The sequence below is a fragment of the Oribacterium sp. WCC10 genome (genome assembly GCF_900113415.1).
GTDB lineage: Bacteria > Bacillota > Clostridia > Lachnospirales > Lachnospiraceae > Oribacterium.
On sequence record NZ_FOPH01000002.1, the window covers coordinates 37,486 to 54,236 of the forward strand.

Sequence of the window (16,751 nt, forward strand, 5' to 3'; positions counted from 1 at the left end):
CAGTTGAAAAAATTTGAAAGGGGATCAGATCATGATGGAACTTAAAACTATTGCACTGATACTATTTATCCTGATGTATGTGGTCATGATCGCAAAATCAGACTGGAAGTTATATGCAATATGGGCTGTGGCTGCAGTTTTTGTTGCATTAGGGATAATAGAGAGAAATCCGCTTTATATATTGTCGGTAGTAAACTGGAATGTCCTGATGATGATCGGCGGAACAATGTTAGTCGTCTACTATTTCATAGAGTCAAAGATGCCTAATCTGCTTGCTGATATCATTTTGGACAAATGTCCAAATGTAATGTGGGTAATCATACTTATGTCTCTTTTTTCCGGAGCTGTATCCGCTTTTATCGATAATGTCGCAACAGTGCTTATGATAGCACCTGTGGCACTGGCTATCTGCAAAAAACTGGAGATATCGCCTGTTTCCATGATTCTTTCGGTGGCGGTTTCATCAAATCTTCAGGGAGCTGCAACTCTTGTGGGCGATACTACATCCATTATGCTTGGTGATTATGCAGATATGAACTTTATGGAGTTCTTTTGGATGATGGGACGTCCCGGAATCTTTTGGGCAGTTGAGCTTGGTGCATTAATGACAGTTCCTGTAATGATGTTTCTTTTTCACAAGCTTACACAGCCTGTTGAAGCAAATGAGAAAACAGTTATAGAGGATAAAGTTCCTACTATCGCTCTATGCGGAATAGTAGTTTGTCTCATTATTGCATCCTTTATTCCTAATACACCGTCTGTTATAAACGGAACAATCTGCATGGTTATAGCAGTAATCACTGTTATATATGATTATGTGACTAAAAAGTCAAAGGTTAACATACAACGTGCTTTGGCCTCGGTCGATTATGAAACACTTCTTGTGCTTTGCGGATTATTTGTCGTTATCAGAGGTATCACAGATGCAGGACTTATTGATGATGCGGCTAAGATGATTGTTAATGCAGGCGGAGATAATCTGTTTGTTTTATACACTATCATAGTTTGGGGATCGGTTATCTTCTCGGCTTTTATTGATAATATACCGTATGTTGCAACAATGCTTCCGATACTCACAAGTATCACAGCGTTGCTTGGGATTGAACCATATGTGCTTTACTTCGGACTTCTTACCGGCGCAACTTTGGGAGGAAATATCACGCCGATCGGTGCAAGTGCAAACATTACCGCAGTGGGAATGCTTAAGAAGGCAGGATATGAGGTATCTTTCGGGGATTTTATGAAGATCGGTATTCCTTTTACCTTTGTTGCAGCTACAACAGGATACCTGTTTATTTGGGCATTCTGGCATTGATAAAAGCTAATGAAAAACATGGATTAAAGACGGGATTAATCGTGGGATATATATGAAAAAAATCATTACATGGAAGGGAAAGCGCAATGGAACATAATCACAACCAATTGCTCATTCTTGCAGATGATTTGACTGGTGCGCTTGATTCGGGCGTTCAGTTAACCTGTAAAGGTGAGCATGTGGTTATATTGACAGAAAGAGATGCAGCATTTCCGGAAGACAACTCAGTGGATGTAATTGTGATAGATACGGAAACGAGACATGTTTCGAAAGAAGACGCATCGGAAATTGTTAAAAATCTGGTTAAAAAAGCATTTGATCATGGAATAAACCGTATATACAAAAAAACGGATTCGGGTCTAAGAGGAAATGTAGGAGCTGAACTTGCAGCAGTTCTGGAAGCAAGTAAAAGCGACCATTTGAATTTTATACCTGCTTATCCGGCGGTAGACAGAAAGACCATCAATGGAATTCAGTATGTTAATGGGAAGCCTTTGGCAGAAAGCATATTTGCCAAGGATCCCATTAATCCGATAACGGTTAGCAGAATAGAAGATCTGATACATCTTGGAAGTGATGTTCAGGTTGTTTCCGGAGACAGCGAAGTAAAGAGGGGAATTGTTGTATATGATGCGGAAACAAATGAGGATATGAAAAAGATAGCGGAAAAACTGGATGCGGATTCAGATCTTGACATCACAGGTGGTTGTGCAGGATTCCTAGAGGTTTTTCCGGTACAGGTTACATCAAGAAAAGATGTGGATTTTAAAGGGCTTGGAAAGAAACTTCTGGTACTGTCCGGATCTGTTAATGAAATTACCAGGGCACAACTCAGTTTTTCGGAGAAGCAGGGAGCCTTCAGACTACATGTTCCTTTGAATGAAATACTTCAGAATATATGGAGCGATGATGATAAGGAAAGCTTTTCCGAGAAGCTAAAATCGGCTCAGGAGAATTCCTTAATCATCATAGATACTCTTGGGGAATTCGATCGTAAGTATGTCAATACTCCTGATGAAGCAGCGCATATCATAGCATCACATATGGGACGTCTTGCAAGTAACATTATCAGGAAATTCCCTGAGAGAACAATAATGATGATAGGCGGGGACACATTACAGGGCTTTATCAGAAATCAGGGGATAAGTGTACTCAGACCCATTGAGGAGATAGATCCGGGTATAGTTATCGCAGCTTATGATTATGACGGAAAAGAAAATTATCTTATTACAAAATCCGGAGCATTTGGCTCGCCTGATCAGTTAGAACGTATAGTATCGTGGCTCGAAAATAGTTAATTATTGTCATATGATTGGCATTTGTTATTAAAGGAGGAAGAATTATGGCACTGGAAAAGTATAGTCTCAAGTTACCAAAGGCAGTTTATTCAGGAAAGGAATCAATGGATAATATTCCTGAGATTCTTAAGGCAGCAGGTGCAAAAAAGGTTGCTGCATTTACAGACAAAGGGCTTCGTAAGCTCGGTCTCTTTGATCTTGTTGAGGTTCAGCTTAAGAAATCTGAAGTAGAGTTTGATATATATGATGATTTTCCTGCAGAGCCAAGCTATCAGGCAGTTCAGGCTGTTATCGATCAGTTTAAGGGTAAGGGATATGATTTCATCGTTGCGTGCGGTGGCGGCTCAGTTATGGATACGGCAAAGCTTGCATCTATACTTGTTACAGATGAGTATGGTGTTAAGGAACTTCTTGATGATCCAAAGCGTGCAAAAAAGTGTCTTCAGATTCTTACTATTCCAACAACTGCCGGAACAGGTGCTGAGTGTACTCCAAATGCTATCGTGGGTGTTCCTGAGAAGGAAGTTAAGATCGGAATCGTAAATGATAATATGATGTCTGATTATGTAATCCTGGATGCAAGACTTATAGAGAATCTTCCAAGAGCTATAGCTGCATCTACAGGTGTTGATGCTATGTGCCACTGTATCGAGTGTTACACATCCAACAAGGCTAATGCATTCTCTGATACTTTTGCACTTCGCGGTTTCGACATGATTATGAACAATATCGTTAAGGCATGTGATGACAAGACTGCGCTTACAGAGAAGAACAATATGCAGATTGCTGCATTTTACGGCGGAGTTGCTATCACTGCTTCAGGAACTACTGCGGTTCATGCGCTTAGTTATCCTCTCGGCGGAAAATATCATGTTGCACACGGAACATCAAATGCCATGCTTCTCATTCCTGTAATGAAGATGAATGCAGCTAATGAAGAGTTCCGTAAGAGAATGGCTGAGGCATGGGATGCTGCATATCATGGAGATAAAAAGCTCACAACTGTTGATGAGAAGGCATATGCACTTATTGACTGGATGGATGAGATTGTTAAACATCTTGAGATACCTACCGATCTTAAGGAATTTGGTGTAAAGAGCGATGATCTTGAGGGACTTGTTGCAGCAGGACTTCAGCAGCAGAGACTTCTTGTAAATAATATGCTTGAAGTAACAGCTGAAGATGCAAGAAAGATTTATCTTCAGGTAATGGCTTAATACTGATATCAGACAGCAGGAGGATGACCAATGCGAGACACCATGAATCGACCTGAAAAATTTTCACCGTATGGCGGTCAGTTAATACTTGAAAAGGTTAAAGGAACAACTTCAGGGAAACTAAATCCTGAAAATGATGTTGATACAGTATGTGGACAGGACAGAGATATGTACAGCTACATACCGGCATCAGGTTGTCCTCATGCTAAGCAGACTCAGGTATTTATGGTATTAAGAGACAGTGATACCAAAGAGTCTGCAGAAAGTCTGATAAGGTCACTTGGACTTGACAGACTTTCTGAGGAAAGACATTTTATTCTTCTTTTTCCAAATCCTTTGCAAGGTGGGTGGAATTATGAAGATGAGTCTGGAAGAGATGATGATAAAGCGTTTTTAGTAAGATGCTTTGCCGCTCTGCCTAAATCTCAGGGTGGAGTTGCCGGATTTAACGGTATGATATTTTATCTTGGGACTACAAGAGAATCTTCAGCGATGGCTATGACCCTGGCTTCGAAGTCCCCCCTAGATGCTGCAGCCATCATGATAGGTGAGTTTCCGGAGAAATACAATATTCCGGATGGACCAAAGGCACCACAAAACGCATGGCTTTATGAGCCGAATACTGAAGCTGAAACATATCTTAACAGTGTAAATGCACCTGTTATATCGGTAGATGATACGGAATCTTACAGTGATTCTGTTGTACTTTGGGCATCTGCATTTGCAAATAAGGATAATAATGGAATAAGACATTTTGTTTCTGAGGCCGGACTCAGTGAAGCTACACTCCAGGATGCATGGGAAAGAATGTTTTCGGAGACAAGGCGTTGGCGAAATGATAAATATGGTATCTATCAGAAACGTGTGAATTTTGATGACATGGGATTTATGGCTCATGTGGATACGGATGAGTTGCATGTTCCGGAAGATGATGATTTCGGAATTAAGAGAACCTGGTATGAATATGTTCCGGTGAGACACAGAGGAAAACGCAAAAAGCTTCCGGTTGTTTTCTACTTTCATGGTATAAACTGTACACCTTTGTATGGAGCAGAACAGAGCGAGTGGGCAACTATAGCGGAGAGGGAGGGTTTCATTGCTGTATTTCCGGCGCCGGCAGAAGAAGAACGGTGGAATGGACAAAATGATCCAAGACTTCCTTCGGACGTTGAGTTTGTTATGAAACTTATAGAACATGTGGATAAGAAGGTTCATCCTGTGGATAGGACACGTATCTATATTTCGGGTTTCTCTATGGGATCGATGTTCACAAATGCGCTGGCTTCATCTTACCCGGACGTCTTTGCAGGGGCAGTGGCTATAAATGGCCCTAATATTGGCTATTTTCAGACTTTGGAAGAAGCGCTTCCAGGGCTTCTTATGTTCAGACCTGATTCCAGACTGAAAAATATAAAACCTAATGGTGAGAAAGCTTCACCAATACGTATGCTTTCTGATGATAAAAAGAAAAAATACGATTACAGGATGCCTTTTGTTCAGTTTGCAGGAGAACTTGATGGTCTGGGATTTGCCAAAGGGCGAAATTTTCCTATGAAATCAAAGAAAGATGGTATCTGGATAGATACCATTGATTTTTGGAAGAAATATAATGGTATACCCGTTACCGAAGATATGTTTGAGGAAGGATCTGTTTCAGGACTGAAAGCTGATAAGAGCGAAGACAGGATGGAAAGGTTCTATTGTCAGACATGGAATAATCAAAATGATGAACAGCTTTATCATTTCATAACTGCAAGACGTATGCCTCATGCGGTTGATAAAAGGGAGCTTGAGATAGGCTGGGAAATCATAAAGCATTATGTTAGAAACAGCGACGGAACGCTTGGATATAAAAAATAAGAAAGAAACGTATTACAGATGAGCAGGGTTTGTAACTGCTTTGCAGGAGGAAAAACAATGGGCATTAAGACACTCGATGTACTAACACCGGATGGACAACTTTATTATGACTCTGAAATGAAATTCACTGAGGCTATGCTTCCAACAGGACCTTGGCCTACAGCACATGCGCCTTCTCTTCTTGAGACAAAGGAAGGAACCATGCTTTGCTGCTGGTTTGCAGGAACATATGAAGGTGGAGCTGATATCAATGTAGTTGTATCAAGACTTCCTAAGGGGGCCGATAAGTGGGAGGAACCTGTTAATGTTTCTAATGAGAATGATTTCTCTGATCAGAATCCTTCACTTTGGCTTCATCCAAACGGAGAAATCTGGTGCCTCTATACATCACAATTAGGACGTCAGCCCGGAAAAGATAACATGCAGTATACAGCTGTAGTTAAGAAGCAGGTATCTACAGATGATGGTCGTACATGGGGCGAGCCTGAAGTGATATTTGCAGAACCGGGAACATTTTCAAGACAGCCAATACAAATTCTTTCAAATGGAAGATGGATTTACGGAAACTGGATATGCACAGATTCAAAGGATGGACTTGCGGGAGATCCAAGTGCTTTCCGTATTTCTGATGATGAGGGAAAGACATGGAGAAGAGTGGATATGCCTAAGTCTAACGGACGTGTTCATCCTAATGTTGTAGAACTGACAGATAAGCCAGGACATCTCATCGCTTTTATGCGTTCAAGAGAAGCAGATTTCATATATAAGAGTGAGTCTTTTGACTATGGTGATACATGGGAAGAACCTTCAGCAACTGTTCTTCCTAATAACAATTCATCTATTTCTGCCCTTAAACTTAAGAGTGGAAGAATCTGTATCTGCTATAACCATTCAAGTGCACCTAAGTCTTATACAAACATGGGTGCATGGCCGGGACTCCGCTGCCCTGTAACTATCGCACTTTCTGAGGATAATGGAAAGACATTTCCGCTTATCCGTAATGTTGAGAGAGGTGAGGGGTATGTAGGCGAAGAGAATCGTGGCGGAAATATGCAGTATGAGTATCCTTACATCATGCAGGCAGAAGATGGAATGCTTCATGTGGCATATGCTTATCAGACACGACGCGGTATAAAATGGCTCACACTTAGTGAAGATGATGTTATCGGAAAGAGAGGCACCAGCACCTATAATCCGACATCAGGTGCTGTAGGTGCGCATTGATGATGTCAGTTCGTGTTATATGTTGAAAAAGTGCCGGAATAGTTACGCTATTCTGACATTTTCATAATTATCCAAATAAGCCAAGTGCTTATTTACTTCAAGCTCCCGGAGAATGTAATCTCCGGGAGTTTTTGTTTGTCATAAATCATGAAAAATGGTTCAAAATGATACATAATGTGATATAGTTTCAAAATGCATATAATTATGAAACAACTTCAGAAGCTGATGAGACTATGTGATTATTAATGAAAATACGACTCCTTAGCGAAGTTGATTTTAATGGAACGGTATTTCCCAATTTGGAGGTTGTGATGAAGTATAGAGTGCTGGGCGTTGCGCCTTATGAGGCTATGAGAAAGTCGATGGAAACCCTCGCAAGTACCATGGATAATATACAGCTTGATGCATATACAGGTAATCTTGAGGATGGTGTGAAGGTGGTAAAAGAACATTCTCATGATCAGTATGATGTAATTATTTCAAGAGGAGGTACTTCGAGACTGATATCTGAAGTCACATCAACTCCTGTGGTAGAGATCCCATTGTCCGTTTATGATGTTCTGAGAGCCATGCGTCTAGCAGATAATTATGAAGCGGAGTATGCGATTGTAGGTTTTAAAAATATTACCGAAACTGCACATACTTTGTGTGATCTTATGAAGAACAGGACAAAGATTGTTACCATACATGATGAAGAAGAGGTTGTCGCTACACTTGAAGGACTTAAAAGTCAGGGAATAGGAATGGTGATTTGTGATATGGTCACCCAGAATATTGCGAGACGTATGGATATAAACTCGATACTTATAACATCAGGAAATGAAAGTATTCTGTCTGCCATCGGTCAGGCCATAAATATATGCAGAAGCTATGCTGCCATAAGAGAGGAGAATCATTTCTTAAGAGGAATAATGCGTCATAACGGTTCATCAACCATCGTTATGAGTGAGGATGGTACTGTTTTTCTGTCTACATGGAATACAGATGAGGAGAAAAACGAAGAAGTTATAGAGATGCTTCGTAAGGAAATAAAGATTGTCATTAATTCCGGAGACCGAAAGTTTTTCAGAAGTATAGATAAGGTACTATATTCTGTTACAACACAAACCGCAGAATACAATGAACAGAAATACGTGACGTTTTATTTCACTGCATCAAAAATACCGCTTACAACCGGTAAATATGGAATACGTTTTATGAACAGAGAAGAGGCTGAAGAGAAATACTATAACAGCTTTTACAGTATAGCCGGTGCCATGGGACTTCTTGGAGACAGGATAGATGAGATCAGTGGAGCGAGATATTCCGTCATGATTCAGGCTGAAACAGGAACAGGAAAGGATTTGATCGCACATTATATCTACATGAAGAGTGCATTATCTGATCATCCGCTGATAACTATCGATTGCAGTATCATGGATGATCGCGGATGGGAATATCTGCTTAACCACTACAACTCGCCATTTAATGATAATGACAATACTATTTATTTTATGAATATCGGAAGAATTCCTGAAGATAAGCACAGAAGACTTATATCCGCAATTCTTGATACTAATCTTCAAAGGAGAAACAGATTGATTTTTTCAGCCGGAGAGAATCTGGATCCTGATGCAAAGGAAAGGGTAAATGATTACAGCCGTAAGCTGTACTGTGTACGTATAGGACTTCCGCCATTGAGACAGAGAAGAGAGGAGATACCGCTTTTAGCAAGTTTTTATTTGAGCAGGCTTAATGCAGATATGGGAAAGCAGATTGTTGGACTTGAGCCCGGAGCTATCGAGATAATGGATAACTATCAGTGGCCACAGAACTATAAGCAATTTCAGCATGTTCTGATGGAGGCTGCATCTCAGACGGATACATCATATATACGTACAGCAACTATTGCAGACCTTCTTGAGGAAGAACAGGCGGCAAGTGTTTATGTATCTGTATTTAACCAGGGATCAAACCAGCCGCTTCCCAATATGACTCTTGAGCAAATAGATAAGAGCATCATAAAACATGTTTTAGAGGATAATAAAGGTAATCAGAGCAAGACGGCACGTCAGCTGGGGATAAGCAGAACTACGTTATGGAGATATATAGGCAGAGATAAGTGAATTATCGATAATATATTAAAAGTATAACTTTAAATCGATAAATTAATCTATTTTGTTGCATAATCAGGTGAACTGTTTCAAATAAGTGCAAATATTGCCGGTGTATACAAAAGTATTAGCCTATGTTGCAAATAGTAACAATTTATGTTCCTATTTCTAATGCCTATTCTCTTTTAAGAGCGGATAATACCAACATAAGGTTTTTGTGAACAAAAACAGAAATAAGCTAGATTTTTCGTGTCTTGAAAGGGGATTTATTATGACAACACAGATGATTTTAGCACTGGCTGTGTTAGTACTGATGATCGCTTTGATCATGTTTGATGTACTTCCGTTCGGTGCACCGCCAATTCTTGCAGGATTCCTGCTTGTTGCACTTGGACTTGCAGATGTAAAAACAGCATTTGGTGGATTTACAAATAATTCAGTAGTTATGATTGCCGGTTTTATGGCAGTTATGGCAGCTCTTCAGAAGACAAGATTCATGACCAAGTTGAAAGAGATTATGATAAATCTTGTGACTAAGGGCGGATATAAGAGTTATGCATTTCTTATCATCATAGTAATGGCAGGTGCTGCTCTCGCAGGTGGCGGATCTACAGGTTATTATGTCCTTATCCTGTCACTTATCACTGCAATTCCATATCAGAAGCAGCTTCCTACATCAAAGCTTATGATGCCCCTTGGATTTGCAACAAACCATCCGCTTATTCCTTTTAATGTAGCTCTTTACTTTGGCGTTGCTTCAACAGTACTTGAGTCTGCCGGATGGACAGGCGGCATGTCAATGGCAAAGTTTTCAATCGTTAACTTCTGCCTTTCACTTGGATTTCTTGTTTGGGCGCTTCTTGCGTACAAGCTTTTACCGGATCATCCTATTCAGGAACCTACAGTTGATCAGCAGAAGAATGCTGACGGACTTGATGTTGTTACACTTACTTCAACACAGGAAAATCTTACTGTTGTTGCATTTATAGCATCTGTAGTATGTATGATGCTTATGAATACTATTGGTGATATTGCTTATGTAATTCCGGGTATATTAGGTTTTGTACTTATTCTTGCAAAGGTTATAACATTTAAGGAGTTCCGTGAGAACTACTTCGCTCCTGTTATCCTTATGATGGCCGGTGTAGTTGGTGTTGCTGATGCACTTGCAAACACAGGTTTTACAGCAATGGTAGGAGATACTGTTGCAGCAGCACTTGGCACAAATGCCAATCCTTTCGTTGTTATCTTCCTCTTTGCAGTTCTTACATCAACTGCAGCATGTATCACAGGTTCCAATATGGGTTCTGTATACATCTTTGCACCAATTGCTGTTGCAACATGTATGGCACTTAACCTGAATCCTATCGCTGCAGCAGCTGCAGTAACATGTGCAGGATGGCAGGGACACTATATGCCGATTGATGGACTTCCGGCCCTTGTCTTTGGTATGGGTAAGTATTCCATGAAAGAGTTCTGGAAGTTTACAATTCCTATGTATATCATCAGACTTATCTTCCTTTGCGCAGGTGCGGTTATCATCTTCCCTATGAAGTAAGTTGTATATGATTTATTTATAGCACTGATCCTAATGTAAAAAATGTCGCACCTTGAACCTTGCTTCAAGGTGCGACATTTTTTGGGAAATTTTGGTGTGGTACGGATTTTGTCAAAGAAGAGAATCGCTGTCACTGTTTTTTGCGAAAAGGGTAATCAACATTTATAATATAAAAATGTTTCATAATTATGCATGTATAAGTGGCCCGAAAGTAAAATGTTACAATAATGAACAAATTGCAAGAGGGAAAAGATTTTTTGGTAATAATGCATTTGTTATCATATATACAGTAAAAAGATTAAATGTTAAATCGCAAAGCTAATTATTTATAAAATATGTGATTAACACATCGAAGTTTGGAGGAGGATTCTATGGCAGACATCAGACCAATCGTAGGCATTTCAATGGGAGATCCATTTGGAAACGGTCCTGAAATATCCGTAAAGGCATTAAATGATAAGACTCTTTATGATCGTTGCAAGCCACTTATAGTTGGTGACAAGACATCTATGGAGTATGCACTTAAGGTTGCTAACAAGGTTGACGGAATTGATCTTAAACTCAACATTGTAAAGGAACCAAAGGAAGGAAAGTATGAGTATGGTACCATTGATCTCATCGATCTTGGTCTTGTTCCGGCTGATAAGATCCCTGATTCATTGGATGATCCTAAGGGACCTCAGCCATTCCGTATTGGGGCTTGTGAGCTCGGAGGTGAGGCTGCATTCCAGTATGTTGTATATGTTATCAAGCTTGCTATGGATGACAAGGTTGATGCTACTGTTACCAATGCTCTATCCAAGGAAGCTATAAATATGGCAGGACATCATTATTCAGGCCATACAGAGATTTATGCAGATTATACAGGTACAAAGAAGTATGCAATGATGCTCGGACATGAGGAGTTAAGAGTAGTTCATGTGTCTACTCATGTATCGCTTCGTGAAGCTTGTGACCGAGTAAAGAAGGATAGAGTTCTCGACTGTATCCATATGGCAAATGAAGCCTGTAAAGCACTCGGCATAAAGGAGCCAAAGATTGGCGTTGCAGGTCTTAACCCTCATTGCGGAGAAGATGGTATGTTCGGAAGAGAAGAAATTGAGGAGATTCAGCCAGCTATTGATGCAGCATTGGCGGAAGGTATCAATATTCCGGAGAAGAAGCCTACACCTCCTGATACAGTATTCTCAAAGGCTCTTGGTGGCTGGTATGATATCGTAGTTGTTATGTATCATGATCAGGGACATATTCCACTTAAGGTAAAGGGTTTTGTATATAACAAGGAAGAGCAGCATTGGGAGGCAGTTGCAGGTATCAATATGACGCTGGGACTACCTATCGTACGTGTATCTGTTGACCACGGAACAGGATTTGGTCATGCTGGAAATGGCGGAGCAAATGAGCTTTCACTTGTTAATGCTGTAGATGCTGCGCTTCATATGGCTTCTTACAGAAAATCTCAGAAGGTTGGCAATTAAAATGATAGTAGATGATTTTTCACATATCAGATTTTATGAGGCGATGCTTCCGAATCTTGAGGCGGGTCTCCAAGCTATAGAGGAAGAAAAGGCAAAGGGTGAACTTAAGGAAGGCTCGTATAGATTTGAAGGTGGCTTTTTTAAGGTTCAAAAGGGTGTAACAAAGCCGTTTTCGGAAGGAACCTTTGAGGGGCATAAGAAGTATATTGATGTACAGATTATCCTTGATGGTTCTGAAGAAATTGCATGGAAAGAGCTTAAAGAGCTTAAAGAAGTTATTCCATATGATGAAGAAAAAGATATGGCAAGATATGAAGGAAGCTTTGAACACCAGATTATGATAAATAAGGGTATGTTCTGGGCAGCATTTCCTCATGACGGACATAAGGCGATATCTCACTCAAAGGAACAGCAGAGCTTTACAAAGATAATTCTTAAGCTTCCGGTATAATAAAGGAGAATATAATGAAACAGGTTGATATCAAGGGAATCATAGTTCCTATCATTACACCTATGAATGAAGATGAGTCCATCAATACAGATGTGCTCAAAGAGCAGTGTGACAGAATGATTGATGCGGGTATCCATGCAATATTCTGTTTTGGAACCAATGGAGAAGGTTATATCCTTAATGGTAAGGAAAAGGAACTTGTTCTTTCAACAGTTGTTAAACATGTAAACGGAAGAGTTCCCGTATATGCAGGTACGGGTTGTGTGTCTACTAAGGAGACTATCGAGCAGTCAAAGATGGCTGAAGCTTGCGGTGCGGATGTACTCTCTATCATAACACCGTCCTTTGCGGCAGCATCACAGGATGAGATTCAGAGACATTATGAGACTGTTGCGGCATCGGTTCCTGATATGCCTATCGTTCTTTACAATATCCCTGCACGAACAGGAAACAAAATCGATCCTAAGACAGTAGGTAAACTTGCACAGGTAGACAATATCGTAGGTGCTAAGGATTCCGGGGGGGATTTTAAGAACATTCTCGGATATATCGAGGCAGGCAAGTCAAGAAAGAGCGGAGATTTTGCAGTTCTTTCCGGAAATGATCAGCTTATTCTTTGGACTCTTCAGGCTGGTGGAACGGGAGCTATCTCAGGATGTGCAAATGTATATCCACACAATATGGCAAGTATTTATGATGAATTCGTTGCAGGAAATTGGACAGAGGCTAAGAAGTGTCAGGATGCCATCGGTCCATTCAGAGATAATTTTGCAGGTGCAAATCCAAATACTGTTGTAAAGACTGCAGTGCGTCTTCTCGGACATAATGTCGGTCTCTGCAGAGCTCCGTTTAATATGATACCTGATGCAAAGATTGATGCTATCAAGAAGACACTTGAGGTGGATAAGCAGAAGGGTCTTTGGTAAACGGTAATTTTGGATTAGTATTTTTCTAAACCTTAAAACACAATAAAACATATATGGAACCTTTCAGGAGAATCTCTCTTTCCTGAAAGGTTTTTTGTTGTGTAACATCCAAAACGTTAAATAAATATCAATTAATATTGACAAAAAAATATCAAAGCAATATACTATAAACATGTTATTGATAAAAAAATAACAAACACATCAGAAAGAAATATGTGGGTGTTGTTTTCAGAAATTTTGTTGCCACAGAAAAGAGGAAATCACATGAGTAAAGTTAAAAATCCGGCTGTAGTAATGGATATGGATACTTTGACAGCAAAGATCCAGGTAGTGCGTGAAGCACAGGAGAAGTTTGCGACATACAGTCAGGAGCAGGTAGACAGGATATTCAATGCAGCAGCTACGGCTGCAAACCAGATGCGTATAGAGCTTGCGCAGATGGCTGTAGAAGAAACAGGAATGGGCGTAGTTGAGGATAAGGTTATAAAGAACAACTACGCAGCTGAGTATATCTACAATAAATACAAGAATGTACAGACCTGCGGAGTTATCGATGAGGATCCTGCATTCGGAACAAAGACAGTTGCTGAGCCTTTAGGACTTATCGCTGCCGTTATCCCTACAACAAACCCTACATCAACAGCTATTTTCAAGACATTACTTTGCCTTAAGACAAGAAACGGTATCATCATCAGCCCGCACCCGAGAGCAAAGAAGTGTACAAGCCTTGCAGCAAAGATCGTACTTGACGCAGCAGTTGCAGCAGGTGCACCTGAGAACATCATCGGATGGATCGATGAGCCTTCACTGGAGATGACATCAGAGATCATGCATGATGCTGACTGCATCCTTGCTACAGGTGGACCGGGAATGGTTAACGCAGCTTATTCATCCGGAACACCGGCTCTCGGAGTTGGTGCAGGAAATAACCCATGTATCATCGATTCTACAGCCGATATCGAGATGGCAGTTTCCTCTATCCTTCATTCAAAGACATTTGATAATGGTATGATCTGTGCATCAGAGCAGTCAATAACCGTTGTTGCAGACGTTTACGATAAGGTAAAGAAAGAGCTCGAGTACAGAGGTGCATACTTCCTTAACAAGGAGGAGCGTGAGAAGGTTGGAAAGACCATCATTATCAACGGCTCCCTCAATGCCAAGATCGTTGGACAGCCTGCATGGAAGATTGCTGAGCTTGCCGGAGTAAAGATCCCTCACGACAAGAAGGTAATCATCGGAGAGGTTTCCGACAACACAAAGGCAGAGCCATTTGCACACGAGAAGCTTTCACCGGTTCTCGGAATGTACAAGGCTAAGGATTTCGATGCTGCAATTAAGAATGCAGAGCTTCTTCTCATGGACGGAGGCCCTGGACACACAGCATCAATCTTCATCGATCCTAGAGAGACTGAGAAGATACATAAGCACGCAGTAGCAATGCATGCCTGCAGAATACTTCTTAACATGCCGTCTTCACATGGTGGAATCGGTGATCTCTACAACTTTAAGGTTGCTCCTTCTCTTACACTGGGATGCGGTTCTTACGGCGGAAACTCCGTATCTGAGAACGTTGGTATCAAGCATCTTTTAAACTACAAGACAGTTGCAGAGAGGAGAGAGAATATGCTCTGGTTCAGAACACCTGAGAAGGTTTATTTCAAGAAGGGCTGTATGCCTGTAGCCCTCAGTGAGCTTAAGGACGTTTACGATAAGAAGAAGGTGTTCATGGTAACAGACTCCTTCCTTGATCAGGCAGGATACATCAAGCCTATAACAGATAAGCTTCATGAGATGGGAATCGACTACAGAGTATTCTCTCATGTTCAGCCGGATCCTACACTTGCAAATGCAACAGAGGGTGCTGAGCAGATGGCACGCTACAATCCTGATACCATCATCGCATTCGGCGGTGGTTCAGCAATGGACGCAGCAAAGATCATGTGGGTACTTTATGAGCATCCTGAAGTAAAGTTCGCTGACATGGCTATGCGTTACATCGATATCCGTAAGAAGGTTTACCAGTTCCCTAAGATGGGCGAGAAGGCTCTGTTTATAGCTATCCCTACATCTTCAGGAACAGGTTCAGAGGTTACACCGTTCGCGGTTATCACAGATGAGGAGACAGGAACAAAGTATCCTATCACTGACTATGAGCTCCTTCCAAACATTGCCATTGTTGATACAGACAACATGATGACACAGCCAAGAGGACTTACAGCTGCATCCGGAATCGACGTACTTGTACACGCTCTTGAGGCATACGCAAGCATGATGGCTTCACCATATACAGACGGTCTTGCACTTCAGGCTATGAAGAGAGTGTTTGAGTACCTTCCAATAGCTTATAACGAGCCGACAAACATTAAGGCACGTGATGAGATGGCTAATGCTTCCTGCATGGCAGGTATGGCCTTCGCCAATGCTTTCCTTGGAATCTGCCACTCCATGGCTCACAAGCTTGGTGCATACCATCATATTCCTCACGGACTTGCAAATGCACTGCTTCTCACAGAGGTGATCAGATACAATGCTTCAGAACAGCCACCAAAGATGGGAACATTCCCTCAGTATGAGTATCCTCATACACAGAAGAGATATGCAGAATGTGCACGTTTTGTAGGCATTAATGAAGCTGACGATGCAAAAGCTGTTGAGAAACTCTGCGAGAAAATCACTGAGCTTAAGAAGGCTGTAGGTGTTAAGGAAAGAATCCAGGATTACAATGTAACTGAGGAGGATTTCTTAAAGACCCTTGATGATATGAGCATCAATGCTTTCGATGACCAGTGTACAGGTGCCAACCCTCGTTATCCGCTCATCTCTGACCTTAAGGAGATGTATAAGCTTGCATTTTATGGCAAGAAGTATGAGAAGAATGAGAAGACTCCTGTTGAGATCATGGGGTGTGTAAAGGAATATACAGAGTGATTGCGTAAGACGTGATATAAATGGACATTCCTGAAGTCTTATATATTTGCTGTAGAGTACATATATATTAAAAATAGTGAACCTTGTGGCAACAAGTTCATGATATGGAAGGTATGTGAATTTTTATTCATATACCTTCCTTTATTGTATGTATTTAGGATAGGTAATGTGTAAACTCAGTAGATATTTTTCGTAGAATAAAGCTTATTCATAGAGTGGATACTGGCTGGTATATTATTTGGATATATCAGGTATTTATGGTTTACTCTATAGTTATAACGTGATATAGTGGCTTTGTTAAACACAGAGATTCGGAGCCAATGGGGGCGCCTTTCAGGAAAAGAGGGCGTAGTCTGTCCTGGCACCGGATTTTTTTATTAAGAATTATTTCCTGAAGGAG

10 protein-coding genes and 1 pseudogene are annotated in these 16,751 nt (G+C 40.8%); all 11 read left to right on the forward strand.

All coding sequences use genetic code 11. The annotated features are described in order from the left end of the window. Positions 1-31: 31 nt before the first annotated feature. Positions 32-1,315, forward strand: a complete 1,284-nt coding sequence (locus BM294_RS01535; RefSeq protein ID WP_330389744.1) for an ArsB/NhaD family transporter — start codon at positions 32-34, stop codon at positions 1,313-1,315. Positions 1,316-1,401: 86 nt separating this feature from the next. Beyond that, a complete protein-coding gene (locus tag BM294_RS01540) occupies positions 1,402-2,613 on the forward strand; it encodes a four-carbon acid sugar kinase family protein (RefSeq protein WP_091204227.1) in 1,212 nt (403 codons plus the stop codon). 44 nt (positions 2,614-2,657) lie between these two features. After that, on the forward strand, positions 2,658-3,830 hold the full coding sequence (locus BM294_RS01545) for an iron-containing alcohol dehydrogenase (protein ID WP_091204229.1): 1,173 nt from the start codon (positions 2,658-2,660) through the stop codon (positions 3,828-3,830). 30 nt (positions 3,831-3,860) lie between these two features. Further along, positions 3,861-5,690: a PHB depolymerase family esterase gene (locus BM294_RS01550; protein ID WP_091204231.1), complete on the forward strand. Its 1,830-nt coding sequence runs from the start codon at positions 3,861-3,863 to the stop codon at positions 5,688-5,690. A gap of 57 nt (positions 5,691-5,747) precedes the next feature. Next, the gene (locus BM294_RS01555) at positions 5,748-6,914 is read left to right on the forward strand and encodes a sialidase family protein (protein WP_091204232.1); all 1,167 of its coding nucleotides are present in this window, start codon (positions 5,748-5,750) and stop codon (positions 6,912-6,914) included. Positions 6,915-7,225: 311 nt separating this feature from the next. After that, positions 7,226-9,019 (forward strand): sigma-54-dependent transcriptional regulator, encoded by a 1,794-nt coding sequence (locus BM294_RS01560; protein WP_175494410.1) that lies wholly within the window; start codon positions 7,226-7,228, stop codon positions 9,017-9,019. 259 nt (positions 9,020-9,278) lie between these two features. Continuing rightward, complete coding sequence (locus BM294_RS01565; RefSeq protein ID WP_091204236.1) at positions 9,279-10,565, forward strand: SLC13 family permease; 1,287 nt, start codon at positions 9,279-9,281, stop codon at positions 10,563-10,565. Between the two features lie 371 nt (positions 10,566-10,936). Beyond that, positions 10,937-12,043: a PdxA family dehydrogenase gene (locus BM294_RS01570; RefSeq protein WP_091204238.1), complete on the forward strand. Its 1,107-nt coding sequence runs from the start codon at positions 10,937-10,939 to the stop codon at positions 12,041-12,043. Between the two features lies 1 nt (position 12,044). Next, complete coding sequence (locus tag BM294_RS01575) at positions 12,045-12,494, forward strand: NanQ anomerase/TabA/YiaL family protein (RefSeq protein WP_091204263.1); 450 nt, start codon at positions 12,045-12,047, stop codon at positions 12,492-12,494. Between the two features lie 14 nt (positions 12,495-12,508). Next, positions 12,509-13,420, forward strand: a complete 912-nt coding sequence (gene dapA, locus BM294_RS01580) for a 4-hydroxy-tetrahydrodipicolinate synthase (RefSeq protein ID WP_091204264.1) — start codon at positions 12,509-12,511, stop codon at positions 13,418-13,420. 264 nt (positions 13,421-13,684) lie between these two features. After that, a pseudogene (gene adhE, locus BM294_RS01585) lies at positions 13,685-16,285 on the forward strand (bifunctional acetaldehyde-CoA/alcohol dehydrogenase); the annotation flags it as partial. Positions 16,286-16,751: the final 466 nt, after the last annotated feature.